Source organism: Microbulbifer halophilus, assembly GCF_026183675.1.
GTDB classification, from domain to species: Bacteria; Pseudomonadota; Gammaproteobacteria; order Pseudomonadales; family Cellvibrionaceae; genus Microbulbifer; species Microbulbifer halophilus.
In genome coordinates this window covers 22,490-38,149 of sequence record NZ_JAPIVK010000036.1, presented here as the reverse complement: position 1 = coordinate 38,149, position 15,660 = coordinate 22,490, and the positions used below count along the sequence as shown (strand labels likewise).

Below are 15,660 nucleotides of genomic sequence, written 5' to 3'. Positions count from 1 at the left end.
GAACAGCGCCAGTCACGGCGCTACGCGCCATGCCTGGCGCACATATAAAAAGCGCGCCGGCCGGGGCCAGCGCGCTTTTGCCGGATCAACGCCGGTCACTCAACCAACGCTATCTCCCCGGACCCCATGACCGAGAAAGACTCCTGCGCCGGCCGGCGGAGGACGATATCGCCGGACCCCATTATCGAGCCGCCGGCGCTGTCGGCCTGCAGCTTGCGGCCAACGAAATCACCGGACCCCATCAGGCCGACTTCCAGCTCGGCGACACGGCCGCCGACAGTCATGTCGCCGGAGCCCTTGATCTCTGCCTTCAGGCTCTCGCCGGCATAGCTGTCCAGGTGCAGGTCGCCGGATCCCTTGATCGAGGCCTCGCCATCCACGGCCAGTACCGTGCCCAGCAACAGGTCGCCGGAGCCCGTAATCGACGCCAGCAGGGATTCGGCGGCCACCTTGTCGACCCGAAGCTCGCCGGAACCGGTGACCCGCAGCTCCAGCGCCTCGCTCTCCAGGGTGTCGGCGCGCACCTCTCCGGAACCGGTCACCAGGATTTCCCGCACCGCGGGCAGAGTGACCCGGAACCGGACCGACTGATCGCCACTGATGGTCACCAGCCCGAAGAAATGCTCGCGTTTATTACCCACCCAGAGCTCCAGCGTGTCGCCGTGCACCTCGGCGCCGGCGCTGGCCACGGCCTCGGCGGAGCCCCGGGCCTCGACGGTAAAAGTGTCGCCCTGCACCACCTCAAGTTGCGAGCTGCCCTTCAGTTCGATGCGGTCATAACCCGAGACATCGAACTGCCTGCTTCTGGTTTCGTCCGCGCGCACCGCTGCACAGGCAATCAATGCGACCAGCAGCAGAAGCGTCGCGGGGCGGGCGGGAAAGTTCATGACGGCCATGGGTGTCCTCTCGTAGTTTTTACCGGCTCTGCCCGATAGACGATCCATCGGTCCCGTTCGGATGCAGCGGCTGCGAAAACCACCCCGAATGCCCGAGCTCGGGATCCCTCACGCTCCGCAATCCGCCTCGGTGTGTCCCATCTCACTCAGGGCCGCGCGAATTTTCCGCGCCTCGGCAGCCAGTTCTTCGGCTTCCGCCGGCTTTTGCAGGGAAAAATCCAGTTCCGCGATTGCGTCCACCGGCACCAGGTGGAAATGGGTGTGGGGGACTTCCAGCCCGGCCACCATCACCCCCACCCGCTCGGGACGATAGACAGCCTTCAGCCCCTTGGCCACCTTCTGCGCCACCGACATCAGGTGTGCGGCGAGATCCTCCGGCACGTCGTCCCAGTGGTTGATCTCCTCCACGGGGATCACCAGGCAGTGACCCGGCTTGACCGGTGCTATGGTCATGATCGCCACCGCCCTGTCGTCCCGCCAGATAAAGTGCCCCGGCAGTTCGCCATTGATGATCCGGGTAAAAATGCTCGCCATTGCTAACCTCTGCTCGAATGATTGGATGCGACCGGTGAGTCTACCAGCTTTCCGGACAATGCGGGCCCCGGCGCGATATTGGACTCTGCGATCCCGGCACCCGACAAGCGTCAATACGCGCCTGCATTTCATTTTTACCGGGCCCGGCCGCCGCAATTGCGGCGGTCGTCGACGCGTATAAAACCGGGGCCTGCCCATGACCGCTGGTCCACGCTTTAACCGTCCCAGACAACCCGAAGAACAAGATGACAATTTCTTGACTCCTCGTTGGCAGCACAAATGTTATGCCGTAGGCTCCGCCTCATAAAGACTCATCGCCATTGAGCCGCGACACCGTCAAACAACCCTGTCGCTCTTTTTCGGCTCGGCGGACAGTTCATCTCCCGGATACTCTGACTATTAACTTCCACTTGGGGGGAAGCCATCATGAACAACCTGTTGGATCAGGTCGGCGGCACCGGATTCGTCAACCGAACGGTAGGCGAATTTTACCAGGCCATAGGCCGCCACCTGTCTCAGTTCGAAACCTGTGATCACCGCAAACAGCAGACCCGCCAGGCACAATTTCTGAACCACGCCCTCTCCTCACAGCAGGAACCGGTACGCAGCAGCCGCGCCAGCTTTCTCGCCCGCGGCCTGAACCCGACTCTGTTCGAAGCCATGCTGGAATTTCTCGAGGCGCGGCTGATTGAACTGGGCTTTTCATTGCAACTGAGCAATCAGTTGGTGGAAACCGCCGGCAACCTCTACCAGGATTGCGAAGAGGACCTCGGCATCGCCTGCTGAGACAGCCGCCGAAACTCCGCCCCCTGCCCCGATCCCCCGCACAACTCCGCCGGTTGCGACCCGGCGGACCTGTCAATACAATGGCCGCTCGCAGCCTTTCCCATAGGCGCCACTTCACTCATCGACCTTCCTAGAGATTATTCATGAAGATTGCCAACCACTCCGTAGTGGAAATGCACTACACCCTGAAAGATGCCGACGGCACAGTCATCGACTCCTCGTCCGGTGGCGAACCGCTGAAGTACCTGCAGGGTGTGGGCAACATCATTCCCGGTCTGGAGCGGGAAATGCTCGAGAAGGACACCGGCGACAAATTCACCGCCGTCATCCCGCCGGACGAGGCCTATGGCCCGCAGAATCCGGAACTGATCCAGACCCTGCCGCGCAGCGCTTTCGGCGGTGTGGAGAAGCTGGAAGTGGGCATGGCATTCCGCGCCCAGAGCACCGAAGGCCAGCCCATCGAAGTCGAAGTCATCGAGATTGACGGCGACAATGTCACCATCAATGGCAACCACCCGCTGGCCGGCGTGGAACTGCACTTCGATATCGAAGTGGTCTCCGTACGCGAAGCCACTCCGGAAGAGGTCGATCACGGCCACGTGCATTGATCCTGCGGCGGCGGTTATCCTCGACCGCCGCCTCTTCCCATCCCCGCCAGTACCACACCTCCCCGAAAAATTGCCGCACCGTGCAACAGTTCCGGCAACCACCACGACGCAGCCCTATCATGCCACCGCCAAACAGACAGGAAAGCCTGGGAGGGGCAAGGGGCAAATGAGTCGACTGTTGTTCGGAGTTATTCTGGTACTGGGGTTGCTGCAGGGCTGCGGTAGCGGCGGCGATGAGAAATCCGACACCGCCGCAGACGGCAGTGAGCAGACGGATAACGGCAATAGTGGCGACGACGACAACACCGGCGACGGGGAAAAGCCGGCCGGTGCGGATCCCCTGGAACAGGCCCTGATCGACGGCGACAGCAGCGCGCTGGACAACCCACAGGACCTGATCGACGCGGCACTGTCGGAGGTGGCCCGCCTCCGGGCCCTGCGGCAACAGATACTGGAGGGCTTCGCCGTCGAGGACGCCCTGGCCTACCCGGTGCCCCGCAGCAGCCATTTTATCGACGCTCTCTACGGCAACGGCGTACCCATCCTGCGCGGCAGCAATCGGGGGCGCTCCCTCGCCAGTGCCGTGCAAATCGAGGGCGCGCGCGCCGCGGGCATTGGTTTCGAATTCTACGTCGAGGAAACAGACAGTACCGGCATGGATGCCTTCGGCAGCGGCCTGCTGCGGTGGCTGGCCGGCAGCCACACACCTGACGCCATCGCCCTAGCCGGCATCGAACGGGACGGGCTGAACCATTGGCTGGCGCGACAATTACCCGACAGCCGGATCGCCCAGTGCCCCGGTGCCGCCGACTGCCTCGACGGCGCCGGGGTACTGATCGTCAGCGACCGCCCCGCGGAAGGCGGCGAAGGGGCGCTGAAACAACTGCTGCAGAACGCGCACCAGCGCGGCATCGGTATCCTCTACGTCCATACCCGGGGTTGGGACGCCACACCACTGGGTCGCACACTCGCGGCGGAACTGGGCATGGCCCTCGGCGATCACCCCGGCAACTACTTTGTCCAGGACCCCCTGGACTGGCCGGATATCGAGACCATGCTCGCGGCCATGGAGGAACACAATCCCATCGAGACGGCGCTACAGAACTTCAGGGCGGAAAGCTTCCCGGTCGACTGGAACCTGTGCGAGAGCGAGGCGGGGGGCGACTGCGACAAGGACGCCGCGCTGCGAGCAGCCCTACTGGACGGCGCCGCCGAGATGCGCGACATGCTCAACAGCCTCGATCGCCAGGGGCGACCGCTGTTCCGCCAGCGCGGCCAGCGCCTGCTGAAACTGCTGGTACTGCTGGGGGACCTGTGGCGCGTCGAGATCCGCTACCCGATGCAGAAGGAAAGCGCGGCACAGATCGATTTTATGCGCGCCCTCTTCGCCGATTACAGCGTGCACTACCTGCGCGATATCCAGTCTCCACAACCGGACCTCGGCAGTTTCAGCGCACCGCTCGACGGCGACCCGCAAGCGGCGGACGGTCAGGTCAGCCTGTCCGTGCAGGGCGATCACTTTACGGCGATCGGTGCCTATATCCCGCCGGGACAGCGAATCACCATCCGCCGCAGCGACAAAAACCCGGCCGCCACAGCCGTCCGTATCAATACCCAGCGCACCGGCTCCACCCGACTGTGGGACGAATACTCGCGCCCCCGCTTTCTCGCCAGCCCGGCAATACCGCTGGCGGCGGGACAAAGTATCTCCCTGACCTCCCCCTACGGCGGCACACTGCAACTGGTCTACAGCGGTGCCGACGACACGCAGACGATCCAGCTGGAGCTGCAGGGCGCAGTACAGCATCCCTTCCTGCAATACAGCGACGCGATGGACGAGTCCGCCTTCGCCACGGCGCTGCAGTACAACCCGCTGAGCTGGGCGGAAATACGCTCGCCCTTTGCCGAGATCCACTCCCTGCGCGAGCGGCTGAACCAGTCCATCAACGACTCCCGCTACGGCGGCAGCAGCCAGCAGTTCCTGGAAGACCTTTTCGAATATATGCTGCGGGATGCCTACGCCCTGGCCGGCTTCCAGGGCGGCGGCGTGGAGCTGGCGCCGCTGGTGGAACTGAAGTGCTCGGCACTCGGCTGGGATTGCAGCAACCCGCAGATCCACGGGCTGCCGGAAGTCCAGCACATCAATGTAGACCGCTTCGCCCACTGCGGCTCCGGCTGCAGCGGCAACCCCTACGACCAGGCCTGGCCACTGGATCCCTTCGGCTGGGGCGAGAGCCACGAACTCGGCCACAACCTGCAGCGCAACCGGCTGAAGATCCACGGCGGTCGCAGTGCCGAGGTATCCTGCAACCTCTTCCCGCTGCACAAGAACTGGCGCCTGCTGCAGGAAGAGTCCACAGACAGATCCAGCGATCGTATCGCCTACCGCGACACCTTCGAGACCCTCAAGGCCGGCGCCGCGGACGGGGCCGATGCCTACGGAGTCGCCTACGACGCCATCTGGGCCGACGACAGCTACGCCGCGGACAACGGCGAGCGCATGGCCTTCTATGCCCAGTTGCCGCAGCTGTGGCGCGAAGTCACCGGCGAGGCGAGCCGGGGCTGGAATATCTACACTCTGCTGTATCTGGCCGAGCGCCAGTTCAGCCATATCAGTGCCGATGACTGGACCGCGGAGCGGAGCAAATTCGGCCTGGACGGTTTCGCGGAAAAACCCGAACTGAACGGCAACGAGTTTATGCTGCTGATGTCGAGTTTCCTGAGCGGGCGCGACCTGCGCCCACTGTGGGATATCTGGGGCGTGGACTACGGCAGCGCAACCGCCGCCCAGCTCGATGCCTGGACCCTGCCGCCGCAGGATAGGGTGCTCTGGGTGGGTCCGGACAACAACGACTGGAACCGGGTGGAGAAGGTCCCGGTCAGCGCCGATATGGCCTGGCCCTTCTGACAAGTGCACAGCGCCGTCGCGGTCCCGCCGCGACGGCGGCCCGCCCCGGCGACTACAGCGGACCAACTGGAGGCACACCTTGCACCCCACCCTGCCCCCGTCCCTGCCGGGAAAGCTGATCCTGTTCGACAGCCAGTGCAATCTCTGCAATGGCTGGAGCCGCCTTGTGCTGGAGCGGGACCGGGATGCCATTTTCACCCTGTGCCGGGTCCAGTCCCCCGCCGGCCGGCAACTGCTGGAGAGACTCGGTCTGCCACTGGACCACTACGAGACGGTCATCTACCTGGAATGCCACGGCGGCCACTGCGACGAATACCATCGCAGCGCGGCCGCCCTGCGCATCGTCGCCCAACTGCCGGGTCCCTGGCGTCACCTGGCTCTACTGCGTATAGTACCGCGCCCACTGCGCGACCGGATCTACGACCTGATAGCCCGGAATCGCTACCGGCTATTCGGCCGCCCCGCGCAGTGCCGCCTGCCCACCGCGGCGGAAAAGCACCGGTTTCTGGAAGAGCTGAACGAATGATTCTGTCTGAACAGTACCTGCAGCGCTTCGGCGGTATCGCCCGCCTCTACGGCGAGGACGCGCTGCCGCGCCTGCACGGGTCACACTTCGCGGTGATCGGCATCGGCGGTGTCGGCAGCTGGAGCGCGGAAGCGCTGGCACGCTCCGGCGTGGGCAGGATCACGCTGATCGACCTGGACGATGTCTGCATCACCAACAGCAACCGCCAGAGCCACGCGCTGGCGGACACCGTCGGGCAGATGAAGGTGGAAGTGATGGCCGAACGGCTGCGGCAGATCAACCCGGAAATCGATGTGCGCATCGAGGAGGACTTTATCGCCGCGGACAATTTCGCCGAGCTGCTGGATCCCGAACGGGCGCCCATCGATATCGCCATCGACGCCATCGACTCGGCGCGGGTCAAGGCTGCGCTGATCGCCTACTGCAAGGCACGCAAGATCCGACTGGTGACCGTCGGCTCCGCCGGCGGCAAGCGGGATCCGGGCCGTATCACCTGCGCCGACCTGGGCCGCACCAGCCACGACCCGATGCTGGCCAAGGTCCGCAGCCACCTCTACCGCTTTCACAATTTCCAGAAGTCCCGCAAACGTCAGTTCGGTGTGGATGCCATCTATTCGACGGAACCCATGGTCTACCCGCAGCCGGGCGGCGGCGTCTGTGAACAGAAGAGCGCAATGCAGGACGGGGTGAAACTCGACTGCAGCGGCGGCTTCGGCGCTGCCACCATGGTTACCGGCAGTTTCGGTTTTGCCGCCGCGGCGCGCGGCATCGAACGGCTGCTGCAGAAAAAGGGCTGACAACGGCGCAGGCTGGACCGAGCGCAGCGAAGTCCAACAATAGCCGGCGTCCCGAAAATCTGCGGTTCGCGAAGCTCAAGCCGGCCCGCAAGCGATACAGTCCAACACTCGCTGCAGCAACGCGTAAAAGCCATTACTTCGCGACTGGCTCAGGTGTTTTTCCAGCCCCAGTTCGGCAAACAGTTCTTTCAGATCCCGCGCACGGACTTCCTCCGCACGGCACCCGTCCACCTGCGACAGCAGTAACGCACCCAGGCCCTTGACCACCCGGCTGTCGCTATCCAGCGCAAAGAAGTGCTTCCCGTTTTCTTCGCGGTGCACCAGCCAGGCATCGGACTCACAACCGCGCACCAGGTTTTCAGAGCGGCGAATGGCGGGCTTTTCAGAAACCGACTTGCCCCAGCGCATCAGTTCCCGGTATCGATCCTGCCAGTTGCGTTGCGCCGCCAGCCGCTCGAGCTGCAGGGCGGAGAGATTATCGCCGGACCAACCGGCGGTACTCGACAACGCCACCTGTTCCGGCACCGTTTCCGAAGCCGAAAGATAGTCGCGCAGCGATTCGATAAACCGCTCCACATCGTCGGCCGTGTTGTAGGCGGCCAGCGATGCGCGCAAGGTCGCGGTTTCCCCGGCGGCGCGGATCAACGGCTGGGCGCAGTGGTGGCCGACGCGCACGGCGATATCTTTTTCGTCCAGCCAGTGCACCAGATCCGTCGCGCTGCCATTCTCCGGCACGAAGGCGAGGATCCCCAGGTTCTGCTTCGGTTCGCTGATCAGACGCACACCGGGCAGCTCTGCTATTTCCCGGTGCAACCGTGCCAGCAACGACTGCTCGTGCGCAGCCATGGCGGCGCGATCCCGGTCAGCGAGAAATTCCAGCGCGGCGCCGAGCCCGGCGATGGCCGCCAGCGGCGAGGTACCGGCTTCAAACCGGTGTGGCAGATCGGCATAGTCGCTGGAGTGGAGATCCACCGTCGCTATCATTTCGCCACCGCCCTGCCACGGCGGCATACGGCGCAACAGCGACTCGCGGCCGTACAGCAGGCCGATACCGCTGGGCCCGTAGAACTTGTGCGCCGAGCAGACAAAAAAATCGCAGCCGATGCTCTGTACATCGACCGTCTCGTGGGCGGCCAGCTGGGCGCCGTCGACGATCCAGTGCAGCTCTCTTCCCCGTGACCTGCATCCGCGCAACTGCCGCGCGATACCTTCCAGGTCCGGGCGAAGGCCCAGTGCATTGGAGCCACCGGTGAGGGACACGATACGGGTGCGTTCGTTCAGCACCTCGTGCAGACGCTGGAACTCCGGTATACCGGCGATGTGGGGCACATAGCGCAGCGTCAGGCCATGGCGCTGCGCCATCATCTGCCAGGGCACGATATTGGCGTGGTGCTCGGCGGTGGAAATGACGATTTCATCGCCGGGCCGCAGCCCGCTGCAGAGACTGTAGGCGAGCAGGTTGAGCGCCTCGGTGGCGCCGCGGCAGAAAATGACCTCCCGCGGGCTGGCCGCGTTCAGGAAAACGGCGGCCTGCCGGCGCACCCGCTCTACCATTTCCGTGGCGCGGCGGGCCAGCCGGTGGCTGGAGCGGTGGGTGTTGGCATTGCTGTGCAGATAGAAATCGGTGACCGCCTCGATAACGGCGCGCGGTTTCTGGGTCGTTGCGGCGTTGTCGAGATAGATGAGATCTCTGTTTTCCGGCTGGGCAAACAGTGGGAAAAACTCTTTGAAAGCGTCGGGATCAAAATTCATCTAGGGCAAATAACTGTTCGGTATTGCGGCGGCTCTGCTCCGCCACCCGGGCCGCGGGAATACCGCGCAACTCCGCCAGCGCAGCGGCGATCTGCGGCAGGTATTCGGGACTGTTGCGCCGACCCTGGCGGCCCTGTATCGGCATATCCGGCGCATCGGACTCCAGCAGGATGGCTTCCAGCGGCAGGTCGGCAAAGGCGCGGCGGGTCTTGGCCGCGCGCTTGTAGGTAACCAGGCCACCGGCGCCCAGGTAGAAGCCCAGCTTCCAGTATTCCCGCGCAATTTCCGGGCTGCCGCTGAAGGCGTGAATCACACCGCCGCGGGCGGGGCGGTATTCCTTCAGCAGCCGCAGCATATCGCTGTGGCAACGACAGGCGTGCACAATCAGCGGCAACTGCAGTTCGCCGGCCAATGCCAGTTGGGCGCGAAACAGCGGTTCCTGTTCTGCCAGCGGGGTCACCATGGCGCCGTCCAGGCCGCACTCGCCGATGGCCACACAGGCGTGCGCCTCAAGCTGCTCGGCAATCTGCCGCTGCAGTTCCCCGGGTTCCAGTTCCGTTTCCGCCACCCACCAGGGGTGCAGCCCCACCGCCGCGTGCCAGGCCGGCTGCGCTTCCACCTGATCGAACAGGGCGGGCCAGCGCGTCGGGCTGACGCCGGGAATAATCAGGCGCTCGACATCCGCCGCCAGGCAGCGCGCCCAGACCTGCGATCGGTCGCTGTCGAAGGCTTCGAAATCGAAATGGCAGTGGCTATCGATCATCGGCACTTGAGCTTTCCCCGGGATGCCCGCATGTTACACCTTTGTCCGCAGTAGAGGTCGACGTCTTGGAAGCCCTGATACCCATTGTACTCTTCACCTTCTCCACCAGCATCACGCCCGGCCCCAACAACCTGATGATAATGTCGTCCGGCCTGAATTACGGCGTGCACCGCTCGCTGCCGCACCTGCTGGGTATCTGCCTCGGTTTTCCGGCCATGATCGTCGCCATCGGCCTGGGGCTGGGCACCCTGTTCAACCGGTTTCCGCTGCTGCACGAGATCGTGCGTTGGGCGGGTATCGCCTATCTGCTGTATCTGGCCTGGGTTATCGCCAGCACCCGGGAGGTGGGCGATGCCGGCAACAGCAAGCCCTTTACCTTCCTGCAGGCGGTGGCGTTTCAGTGGGTGAATCCCAAGGGCTGGATCATGGCGGTGGGTGCGCTGGCGGCCTTCACCAGCCCCAGCGGCGAGATGTGGATGGATATCGCACGTATCGCGCTGACATTCATCGCCGTGGGCGGCCCCTGCATCATCATCTGGCTGCTGTTCGGCGTCGGGCTCAAGCGGGTACTGAACGATCCCGCCCACCTGCGCCGTTTCAATATCGCCATGGGAGTATTGCTGGCGGTGAGTGTGGTGCCGATGGTGCTGGATTAGAACTCAAGTTTCGGAGTTCGAACCGCTTTTCGATGCCACAAGCCGAAACTAAACCCCGAAACTTGAGTTAGAAGAAGGGCGCGGCGATTTCCGGGTGATGCGCACGGCGCACCCTACCCTTGCCAGCCTGCAGTTACCCGGTCACTGCCAGTTCCACGCGGAATTCTTTGACCATCTGCTTCATAAAGAGGCGCGGGAAGAGCCTGTACAGGTAGGCGCCGAGCAGCGTCCTGTCCCGGGGGAAAAGCCGCTCCCGGCCCTTTTCCACCGCAGTGACGATTCTTTCCGCCATCCACTCCGCGCTGCGTACCCGGCCGACAGTGCTCTGCCTGTGGCTGGCCCTGCCGCCGTCGCCGGACAGCGCGTTCTGCTCGATACTGGTGGCGACAAAACTCGGGTAGACCATCAGCACGCGCACGCCCTCGCCGCGCACCTCCTCGCGGAAGGTTTCGAAATACTGGTGCAGCGCGCTTTTGGCGGCGCAGTAGCCGGCGCGGCCCAGTACCGGCATCCAGCCGGCCATGGAGCTGATATTCACCACACAGCCGGACGCCGTGCGCAGTTCCGCCAGCAGGCCCTGGGCCAGCTCCACCGGTGCGTGGTAGTCCACCGCCATCACCCGGCGGATTACCGCGTTGCCAGTGCGGGTGGACAGGCTGCGGTGGGTAATACCGGCGTTGTTGACCAGCAGATCGACGCGCGGACAGGCCGCTCTCAGCGCGGCCACCAGCTCCGCCGTGGCCGCCTCGCTGGACAGGTCGGCGGTAAACACATCGACCTCGACACCGCGCCCGCGCAGTTCCGCCGCCCTCGCCTCCAGCGGCTCCCGTTGCAGGTCGATCAGGGCGAAGCGAGCCCGGTAGCGGGCCGCCAGCGATTCCACTGTCGCCCAACCGAGCCCACCGGCGGCACCGGTGACGATGAAGACCTTTTCCCCGCTCACACCGCGCCCTCCGCCACGGTCGCATTTTCGGGCACCTGGATCCCCAGCGCCTCGCGGGCAAAACAGGCAAAGGCCTCGGCGGAGGTTTTCTCCGGCACGAAACCCAGTTCTTCCTTCAGGCGCCGGTTCAACAGTAACGGTCGGTACTGCAGAAATATCACCTGGCCGGGCTGCTTATCCGTCAGGCGCAGAAAATAGCCGATGCCCAGTACCGCCTTCACCAGCCAGATCGGCGGCCTGCGCAATGGCTTGCCGAGCGATTTTGCGATCTCCCGCGGGGTCAGTGCGCCGTCGCCGGCGAGATTGTAGATACCGGTGGCACTGTGCTGCACACCGTACCGGAGAGCGCGCACCACATCCCGGTCCCAGATGAACACGAACGGCGAATCGTGGCCGCCGGGGTCGAGAATCGCGCGGCCGGAGAACAGTTTGCCGATCTTGTTGCGGGTGTTGGCACCGACGATGGAACAGGGGCGGAATACCAGTTGCTTCAGCCGCGGGTGCTGTTGCCGGTAGGCGGCCAGTATCTCTTCCACCAGGCGTTTGTGATCGGAGTAGCCGAATTCCGGATTGCCGCGCAGCGGGTGGTGCTCCTCAATCCACTCGGGATTGTCGGCGTGGTAGCCGTAGGCGGCGCCGCTGCTGGTGACGGTGATATGTTCCACACCGGCATAGAGACAGGCCTTGAGCAGATTCTCGGTGCCCTCGACATCGATGCGGTATTCTCGCGCCCGGTCGCGTCCCGCGGCCATCCCCGACGCCAGGTGCACCACATGGGTCACCCCCTCGGCGCGCAGCAGTTCACCCAGGGCGGCGTCACAGATATCCATCTGCAGGATCGGGAAGCCCGCCGGTCGCGAGTGGATGTCCACCCCCACCACCGACATCTCTTCGGCCAGCAATTCCCCGAGCTGCCGCCCCACGTAACCGGAGGCGCCGGTAATCAGCACTTTCTTGTCGTTCATAGTGATTTTCTTGTCGTCAGGTCTGTGGATCGCCCTGCAGGCGCGCCGCCCGCTGCATTTTCCGGTTGCCGAAACTCCAGTAGCCAGCCAGGCCCAGTCCGGCAACCAGGTGCCAGACACCCCAGAAACCCGCCACCACCAGCATCGACCCGGCGGACGGGAAGAAGGTGAAAAGGATCGCCAGCGCCAGGCCGGAATTCTGGATACCCACTTCCATGGTGACCGCGCGCCGCTCCGCCAGTGGCAGGCCGGCGGCGCGGCCGCTGAGATTGCCGATCAGGAAGGCCAGCGCATTGTGCGCAATCACCAGCAACAGCACCGATCCCGCGACCTGCAGCGCCGTCTGCCAGTGCCGGCCGAAGGAAACCGCCACGAACAACAGGAACACGCACAGGGAGCCGCCGCGGAAATAGCGCTCGCTCCTGCACGCGAAGCCCGGAAAGCGCGCGCCGACCAGCATGCCGGCGAGCATTGGCAGCGCCAATACCAGCACCACCAGCGCCACCATGTTGCCGACCGGCAGCGCTATCTCCTGCAGCAGGCCGCGGGTGAGGGGATTGAGGTCGCCGTAGAGAGCAAAGTTGAACGGGGTCAGCACCACCGCGGCGAGACTGGAAACCGCGGTCATGCTCACCGAGGTGGCCACACTGGCGCGGCCGATCCAGGTCATCACATTGGAGAAGGTACCGCCGGGGCAGCAGGACACCAGGATCATGCCCAGCGCCAGGCCGGGCTCCACCCGGAACCACCAGGTCGCCAGGCAGGTGGCCGCCGGCAACAGCAGAAACTGCGCCACCAGGCCGGTAACCGGCGCCAGCGGCCGGCGCAGCACTCCGGCAAAATCCGCCGGGCGCAGCCCCAGGGAGACGCCGAACATCATGAAGGCCAGCACGCCGTTCAATAGCAGCAGTGCCGCCGGCGACATCTGGAACTGGCTGGCCACATCGAAGTCGGGGTTCACTGGGTTTCTCCGGCACTGCTGGCGAATCCACCAGTATCCCGGCTTGCCAGATCCCGCCGCAAGTCCGCAGCGTGACCGCGCAGTGCTTTCAGGTAGGACTCCTTGTGCACATAGTAGGCCATGCGCTCCAGTTGCAGGTACTGCATGCCGCCGTCTGCCCGCAGCGCGGTCTTTTCGCGCTTGACCCTGCGGAAGTGGCGCGCGGATTCGGCGCCGAACGACAGCTGGCGGATATACAGGGCCACCAGCTCCGCCTGCTCGTTGCGCCCCTCCCAGCCGAGGCCGGCGGCCTCCACCATGCCCATCAGGAAAAGATTGTCGTATTCGGGATGGAAGGCATTGAGATAGAACTGCGGCGCAAAGCCCTGCCAGTTCAGGTGTTCGGCGCCGATAAACGGGTAGTGCAGCCTGTAGCCGGTGGCCAGCAGGATGGTGTCGTAGTTGCCGCGGCGGCCGTCCTTGAAGGTCACGGTATTGCCGTCGATATTGGCGATATCCCCCTGCGGGCGGATATCGCCGTGACCGATATGGTGCAGGATCAACGAGTTGACCACCGGGTGGGACTCGAACATTCTGTAGTCCGGCTCCGGCAGGCCGTACTGGCCCGGGCGGCCCAGTATGAAGCGGCTCAGCGCGGCGCTGATACGCTGCTGCACGAAGCGCGGCAGCCGAATCCTGCCGCCCACTGCGTCGGTGGGTTTGCCGCCGATAAACTTGGGCAGGAAGTAGTAGCCGCGGCGCAGGCTGATATCCACGCTGGCCGCCCGGTGCACCGCGTCCACGGCGATATCTGCACCGCTGTTGCCGCAGCCTACCAGCAGTACCCGCCTGCCCTCGAAAATGGCCGGATCCCGGTACTCGGACGAGTGCACCACCTCGCCAGCGAATTCCCCCGGCAACTGCGGAATATTCGGGTGGTGCAAGGTGCCGTTGGCAATCAGCAGGCCGCCGAAGATACGGGTCTGCTCTTCACCCGCGCTATCGCCGGCAGTCGTGCGGGTAGTGATGCGCCAGTCGTCGCCATCGCGTTCGCAGTGCACCACTTCCGTGTTGAATTCGTACCGATTGTAGAGACCGAACTCCCGCGCATAGTCGCGAAAGTACTGGCGCAATTCGCTGTGGTGCGGATACGGCGCCACCGCCTCCGCCATAGGGAACTCGGCGAACTCGGTCATCTTCTTCGACGAGATCAGGTGCGCCGATTCGTACAGGGTGCTGGTGGGGCTGTCGATATCCCAGAGCCCGCCCACATTGCCGTGGACTTCAAAGCCGACACAGGGAATGCCGTACTTCTGCAGGTTGCGCACCGTGCAGAGGCCCATGGGACCGGCGCCGATTACCGCATAGGGTTTCACTGTTGTTCTCCCGATCGTTACGCCATTCAGCTCAATTTTTGAGCAGGGAACCGCGACACAGTGCCTTCTACAGACTCCTGATATTTCGAAACCTGAATATCCGATTCAGTCTGCCGCCAATATACCGTGACAAGCCAGCGGCAGATCGTCATAATCGGGCAAACGGTGGTTAATTACGGACATAGATTGTGAAAACCGCGGACTGCAGAAGCGTTACCCTGAACTATACCCGGGCTATTTCCGCGGCACTGGACAGCCTCGGACTGAAAGTTCCCGATATTGCGCGCAAGGTTTTGTCCGGGATCGACGAATCCCGGCGGGTGCCCATGGGCGTACAGGAACAGCTGTGGCTGGCGCTGGAGGAGACCTACCCGGACCCGCTGCTGGGGGTCAAACTCGGCCGGGCCATGCACAGCAGCCAGATGGGACTGGTGGGCTACCTGCTGATGACACAGAAAACCCTGGGCGAGGCCATGGAACAGCTGCTGATCTACCACCCGCTGGTGGGCGAAGGCGGTCAGTTCGAGCTGCGCCGCGGCGCCCACCATGTGGACCTCTGCTACCAGCCCAACTTCCTGCGCTGCGCGCGACTGCGGGTGGAAACGGTGCTGTCCACCTGCCTGACCCAGATCCGCAGTATGACCGGCCATCCCTTCCGCGCCCAGAGTGTGCAACTGGCCTATCCGGCACCGTCGCTGGCGATCCAACAGCAGTACCAGCAGCTATTGCAGACGCCGGTACAGTTCAACGCGCCGGTATCGGCAATCCGCCTGCGCCCGCAGGACCTGGAAATGCCGCTGGTGGCCGCCGACCAGCAGGTGATGGCGCGCCTGAAACCGGAGGCCGACGCCCTGCTGCGCGCGCTGACCCACAAGAGCCTGCAACTGCAGGTATCGCACCTGTTGCAGCAGGAGCCGCAACTGACCCGCGAGCAGGTGGCCAGTCGACTCTGTATCAGCCCGCGCCACCTGGGCCGCAAGCTGTTGGAGGAAAACGCCAACTTCCGCACCATCCAGGACCAGGTGCGCAGCCACTACGCCCGCCAGTGGCTGCGCCGGGGTCACCAGAACAACGCCGAAATCGCCGCCGCCCTCGGCTACTGCGACGAGAGCGCCTTCGGCAAGGCCTTCCGGCGCTGGACCGGCGTCTCGCCCCGGGCCTACCGCAGCCGGTCGGATAAAGTCGCCTCCTGAGGGCCCGCTTGCAGCCC

The 15,660-nt window shown here is 64.2% G+C and carries 15 protein-coding genes; 7 read left to right on the top strand and 8 right to left on the bottom strand.

The window, feature by feature from the left end:
* Positions 1-95: 95 nt before the first annotated feature.
* Complete coding sequence (locus OQE62_RS16245; RefSeq protein WP_265723094.1) at positions 96-896, bottom strand: GIN domain-containing protein; 801 nt, start codon at positions 894-896, stop codon at positions 96-98.
* A 108-nt stretch (positions 897-1,004) separates the two neighbouring features.
* Entirely contained in the window at positions 1,005-1,430 is a 426-nt protein-coding gene (locus OQE62_RS16240) for an HIT family protein (RefSeq protein WP_265723093.1), read from the bottom strand.
* A gap of 426 nt (positions 1,431-1,856) precedes the next feature.
* Here OQE62_RS16240 and OQE62_RS16235 point away from each other — a divergent pair, with 426 nt between their 5' ends.
* The 5 genes from OQE62_RS16235 to tcdA all read left to right on the top strand — a co-directional run bounded on the left by OQE62_RS16235 (position 1,857) and on the right by tcdA (position 7,055).
* Positions 1,857-2,216: a globin family protein gene (locus OQE62_RS16235; protein WP_265723092.1), complete on the top strand. Its 360-nt coding sequence runs from the start codon at positions 1,857-1,859 to the stop codon at positions 2,214-2,216.
* Positions 2,217-2,359: 143 nt separating this feature from the next.
* Positions 2,360-2,824 carry an FKBP-type peptidyl-prolyl cis-trans isomerase gene (locus tag OQE62_RS16230; protein WP_265723091.1) on the top strand — a complete coding sequence of 155 codons (465 nt, stop codon included), beginning with the start codon at positions 2,360-2,362 and terminating at the stop codon, positions 2,822-2,824.
* A gap of 166 nt (positions 2,825-2,990) precedes the next feature.
* Positions 2,991-5,732 carry an ImpA family metalloprotease gene (locus tag OQE62_RS16225; RefSeq protein ID WP_265723090.1) on the top strand — a complete coding sequence of 914 codons (2,742 nt, stop codon included), beginning with the start codon at positions 2,991-2,993 and terminating at the stop codon, positions 5,730-5,732.
* 79 nt (positions 5,733-5,811) lie between these two features.
* Positions 5,812-6,258 (top strand): thiol-disulfide oxidoreductase DCC family protein, encoded by a 447-nt coding sequence (locus OQE62_RS16220; RefSeq protein WP_265723089.1) that lies wholly within the window; start codon positions 5,812-5,814, stop codon positions 6,256-6,258.
* Positions 6,255-7,055, top strand: a complete 801-nt coding sequence (gene tcdA / locus OQE62_RS16215) for a tRNA cyclic N6-threonylcarbamoyladenosine(37) synthase TcdA (protein WP_265723088.1) — start codon at positions 6,255-6,257, stop codon at positions 7,053-7,055. The genes OQE62_RS16220 and tcdA overlap by 4 nt, the downstream gene beginning before the upstream one ends.
* A 75-nt stretch (positions 7,056-7,130) precedes the next feature.
* Here the strand turns inward: tcdA and OQE62_RS16210 are convergent, their stop codons facing one another.
* A complete protein-coding gene (locus tag OQE62_RS16210; RefSeq protein WP_265723087.1) occupies positions 7,131-8,807 on the bottom strand; it encodes an aminotransferase class V-fold PLP-dependent enzyme in 1,677 nt (558 codons plus the stop codon).
* Positions 8,797-9,570: a TatD family hydrolase gene (locus OQE62_RS16205; RefSeq protein WP_265723095.1), complete on the bottom strand. Its 774-nt coding sequence runs from the start codon at positions 9,568-9,570 to the stop codon at positions 8,797-8,799. Before OQE62_RS16205 ends, OQE62_RS16210 begins: the two co-directional genes overlap by 11 nt.
* A 65-nt stretch (positions 9,571-9,635) precedes the next feature.
* Here OQE62_RS16205 and OQE62_RS16200 point away from each other — a divergent pair, with 65 nt between their 5' ends.
* Positions 9,636-10,226, top strand: a complete 591-nt coding sequence (locus tag OQE62_RS16200) for a LysE family translocator (protein ID WP_265723086.1) — start codon at positions 9,636-9,638, stop codon at positions 10,224-10,226.
* A 133-nt stretch (positions 10,227-10,359) separates the two neighbouring features.
* On the opposite strand, the gene OQE62_RS16195 is transcribed toward OQE62_RS16200, so the two are convergent.
* The 4 genes from OQE62_RS16195 to OQE62_RS16180 are packed head-to-tail and all read right to left on the bottom strand — an operon-like array spanning position 10,360 to position 14,450.
* Positions 10,360-11,169 carry an SDR family NAD(P)-dependent oxidoreductase gene (locus OQE62_RS16195; protein ID WP_265723085.1) on the bottom strand — a complete coding sequence of 270 codons (810 nt, stop codon included), beginning with the start codon at positions 11,167-11,169 and terminating at the stop codon, positions 10,360-10,362.
* Complete coding sequence (locus OQE62_RS16190) at positions 11,166-12,134, bottom strand: SDR family oxidoreductase (RefSeq protein WP_265723084.1); 969 nt, start codon at positions 12,132-12,134, stop codon at positions 11,166-11,168. The genes OQE62_RS16195 and OQE62_RS16190 overlap by 4 nt, the downstream gene beginning before the upstream one ends.
* Before the next feature lie 16 nt (positions 12,135-12,150).
* Positions 12,151-13,095: a bile acid:sodium symporter family protein gene (locus tag OQE62_RS16185; RefSeq protein ID WP_265723083.1), complete on the bottom strand. Its 945-nt coding sequence runs from the start codon at positions 13,093-13,095 to the stop codon at positions 12,151-12,153.
* On the bottom strand, positions 13,092-14,450 hold the full coding sequence (locus OQE62_RS16180; protein ID WP_265723082.1) for a flavin-containing monooxygenase: 1,359 nt from the start codon (positions 14,448-14,450) through the stop codon (positions 13,092-13,094). Before OQE62_RS16180 ends, OQE62_RS16185 begins: the two co-directional genes overlap by 4 nt.
* 188 nt (positions 14,451-14,638) lie before the next feature.
* On the opposite strand from OQE62_RS16180, the gene OQE62_RS16175 reads away from it, so the two are divergent.
* Positions 14,639-15,643: an AraC family transcriptional regulator gene (locus tag OQE62_RS16175; protein WP_265723081.1), complete on the top strand. Its 1,005-nt coding sequence runs from the start codon at positions 14,639-14,641 to the stop codon at positions 15,641-15,643.
* Positions 15,644-15,660 lie beyond the last annotated feature (17 nt).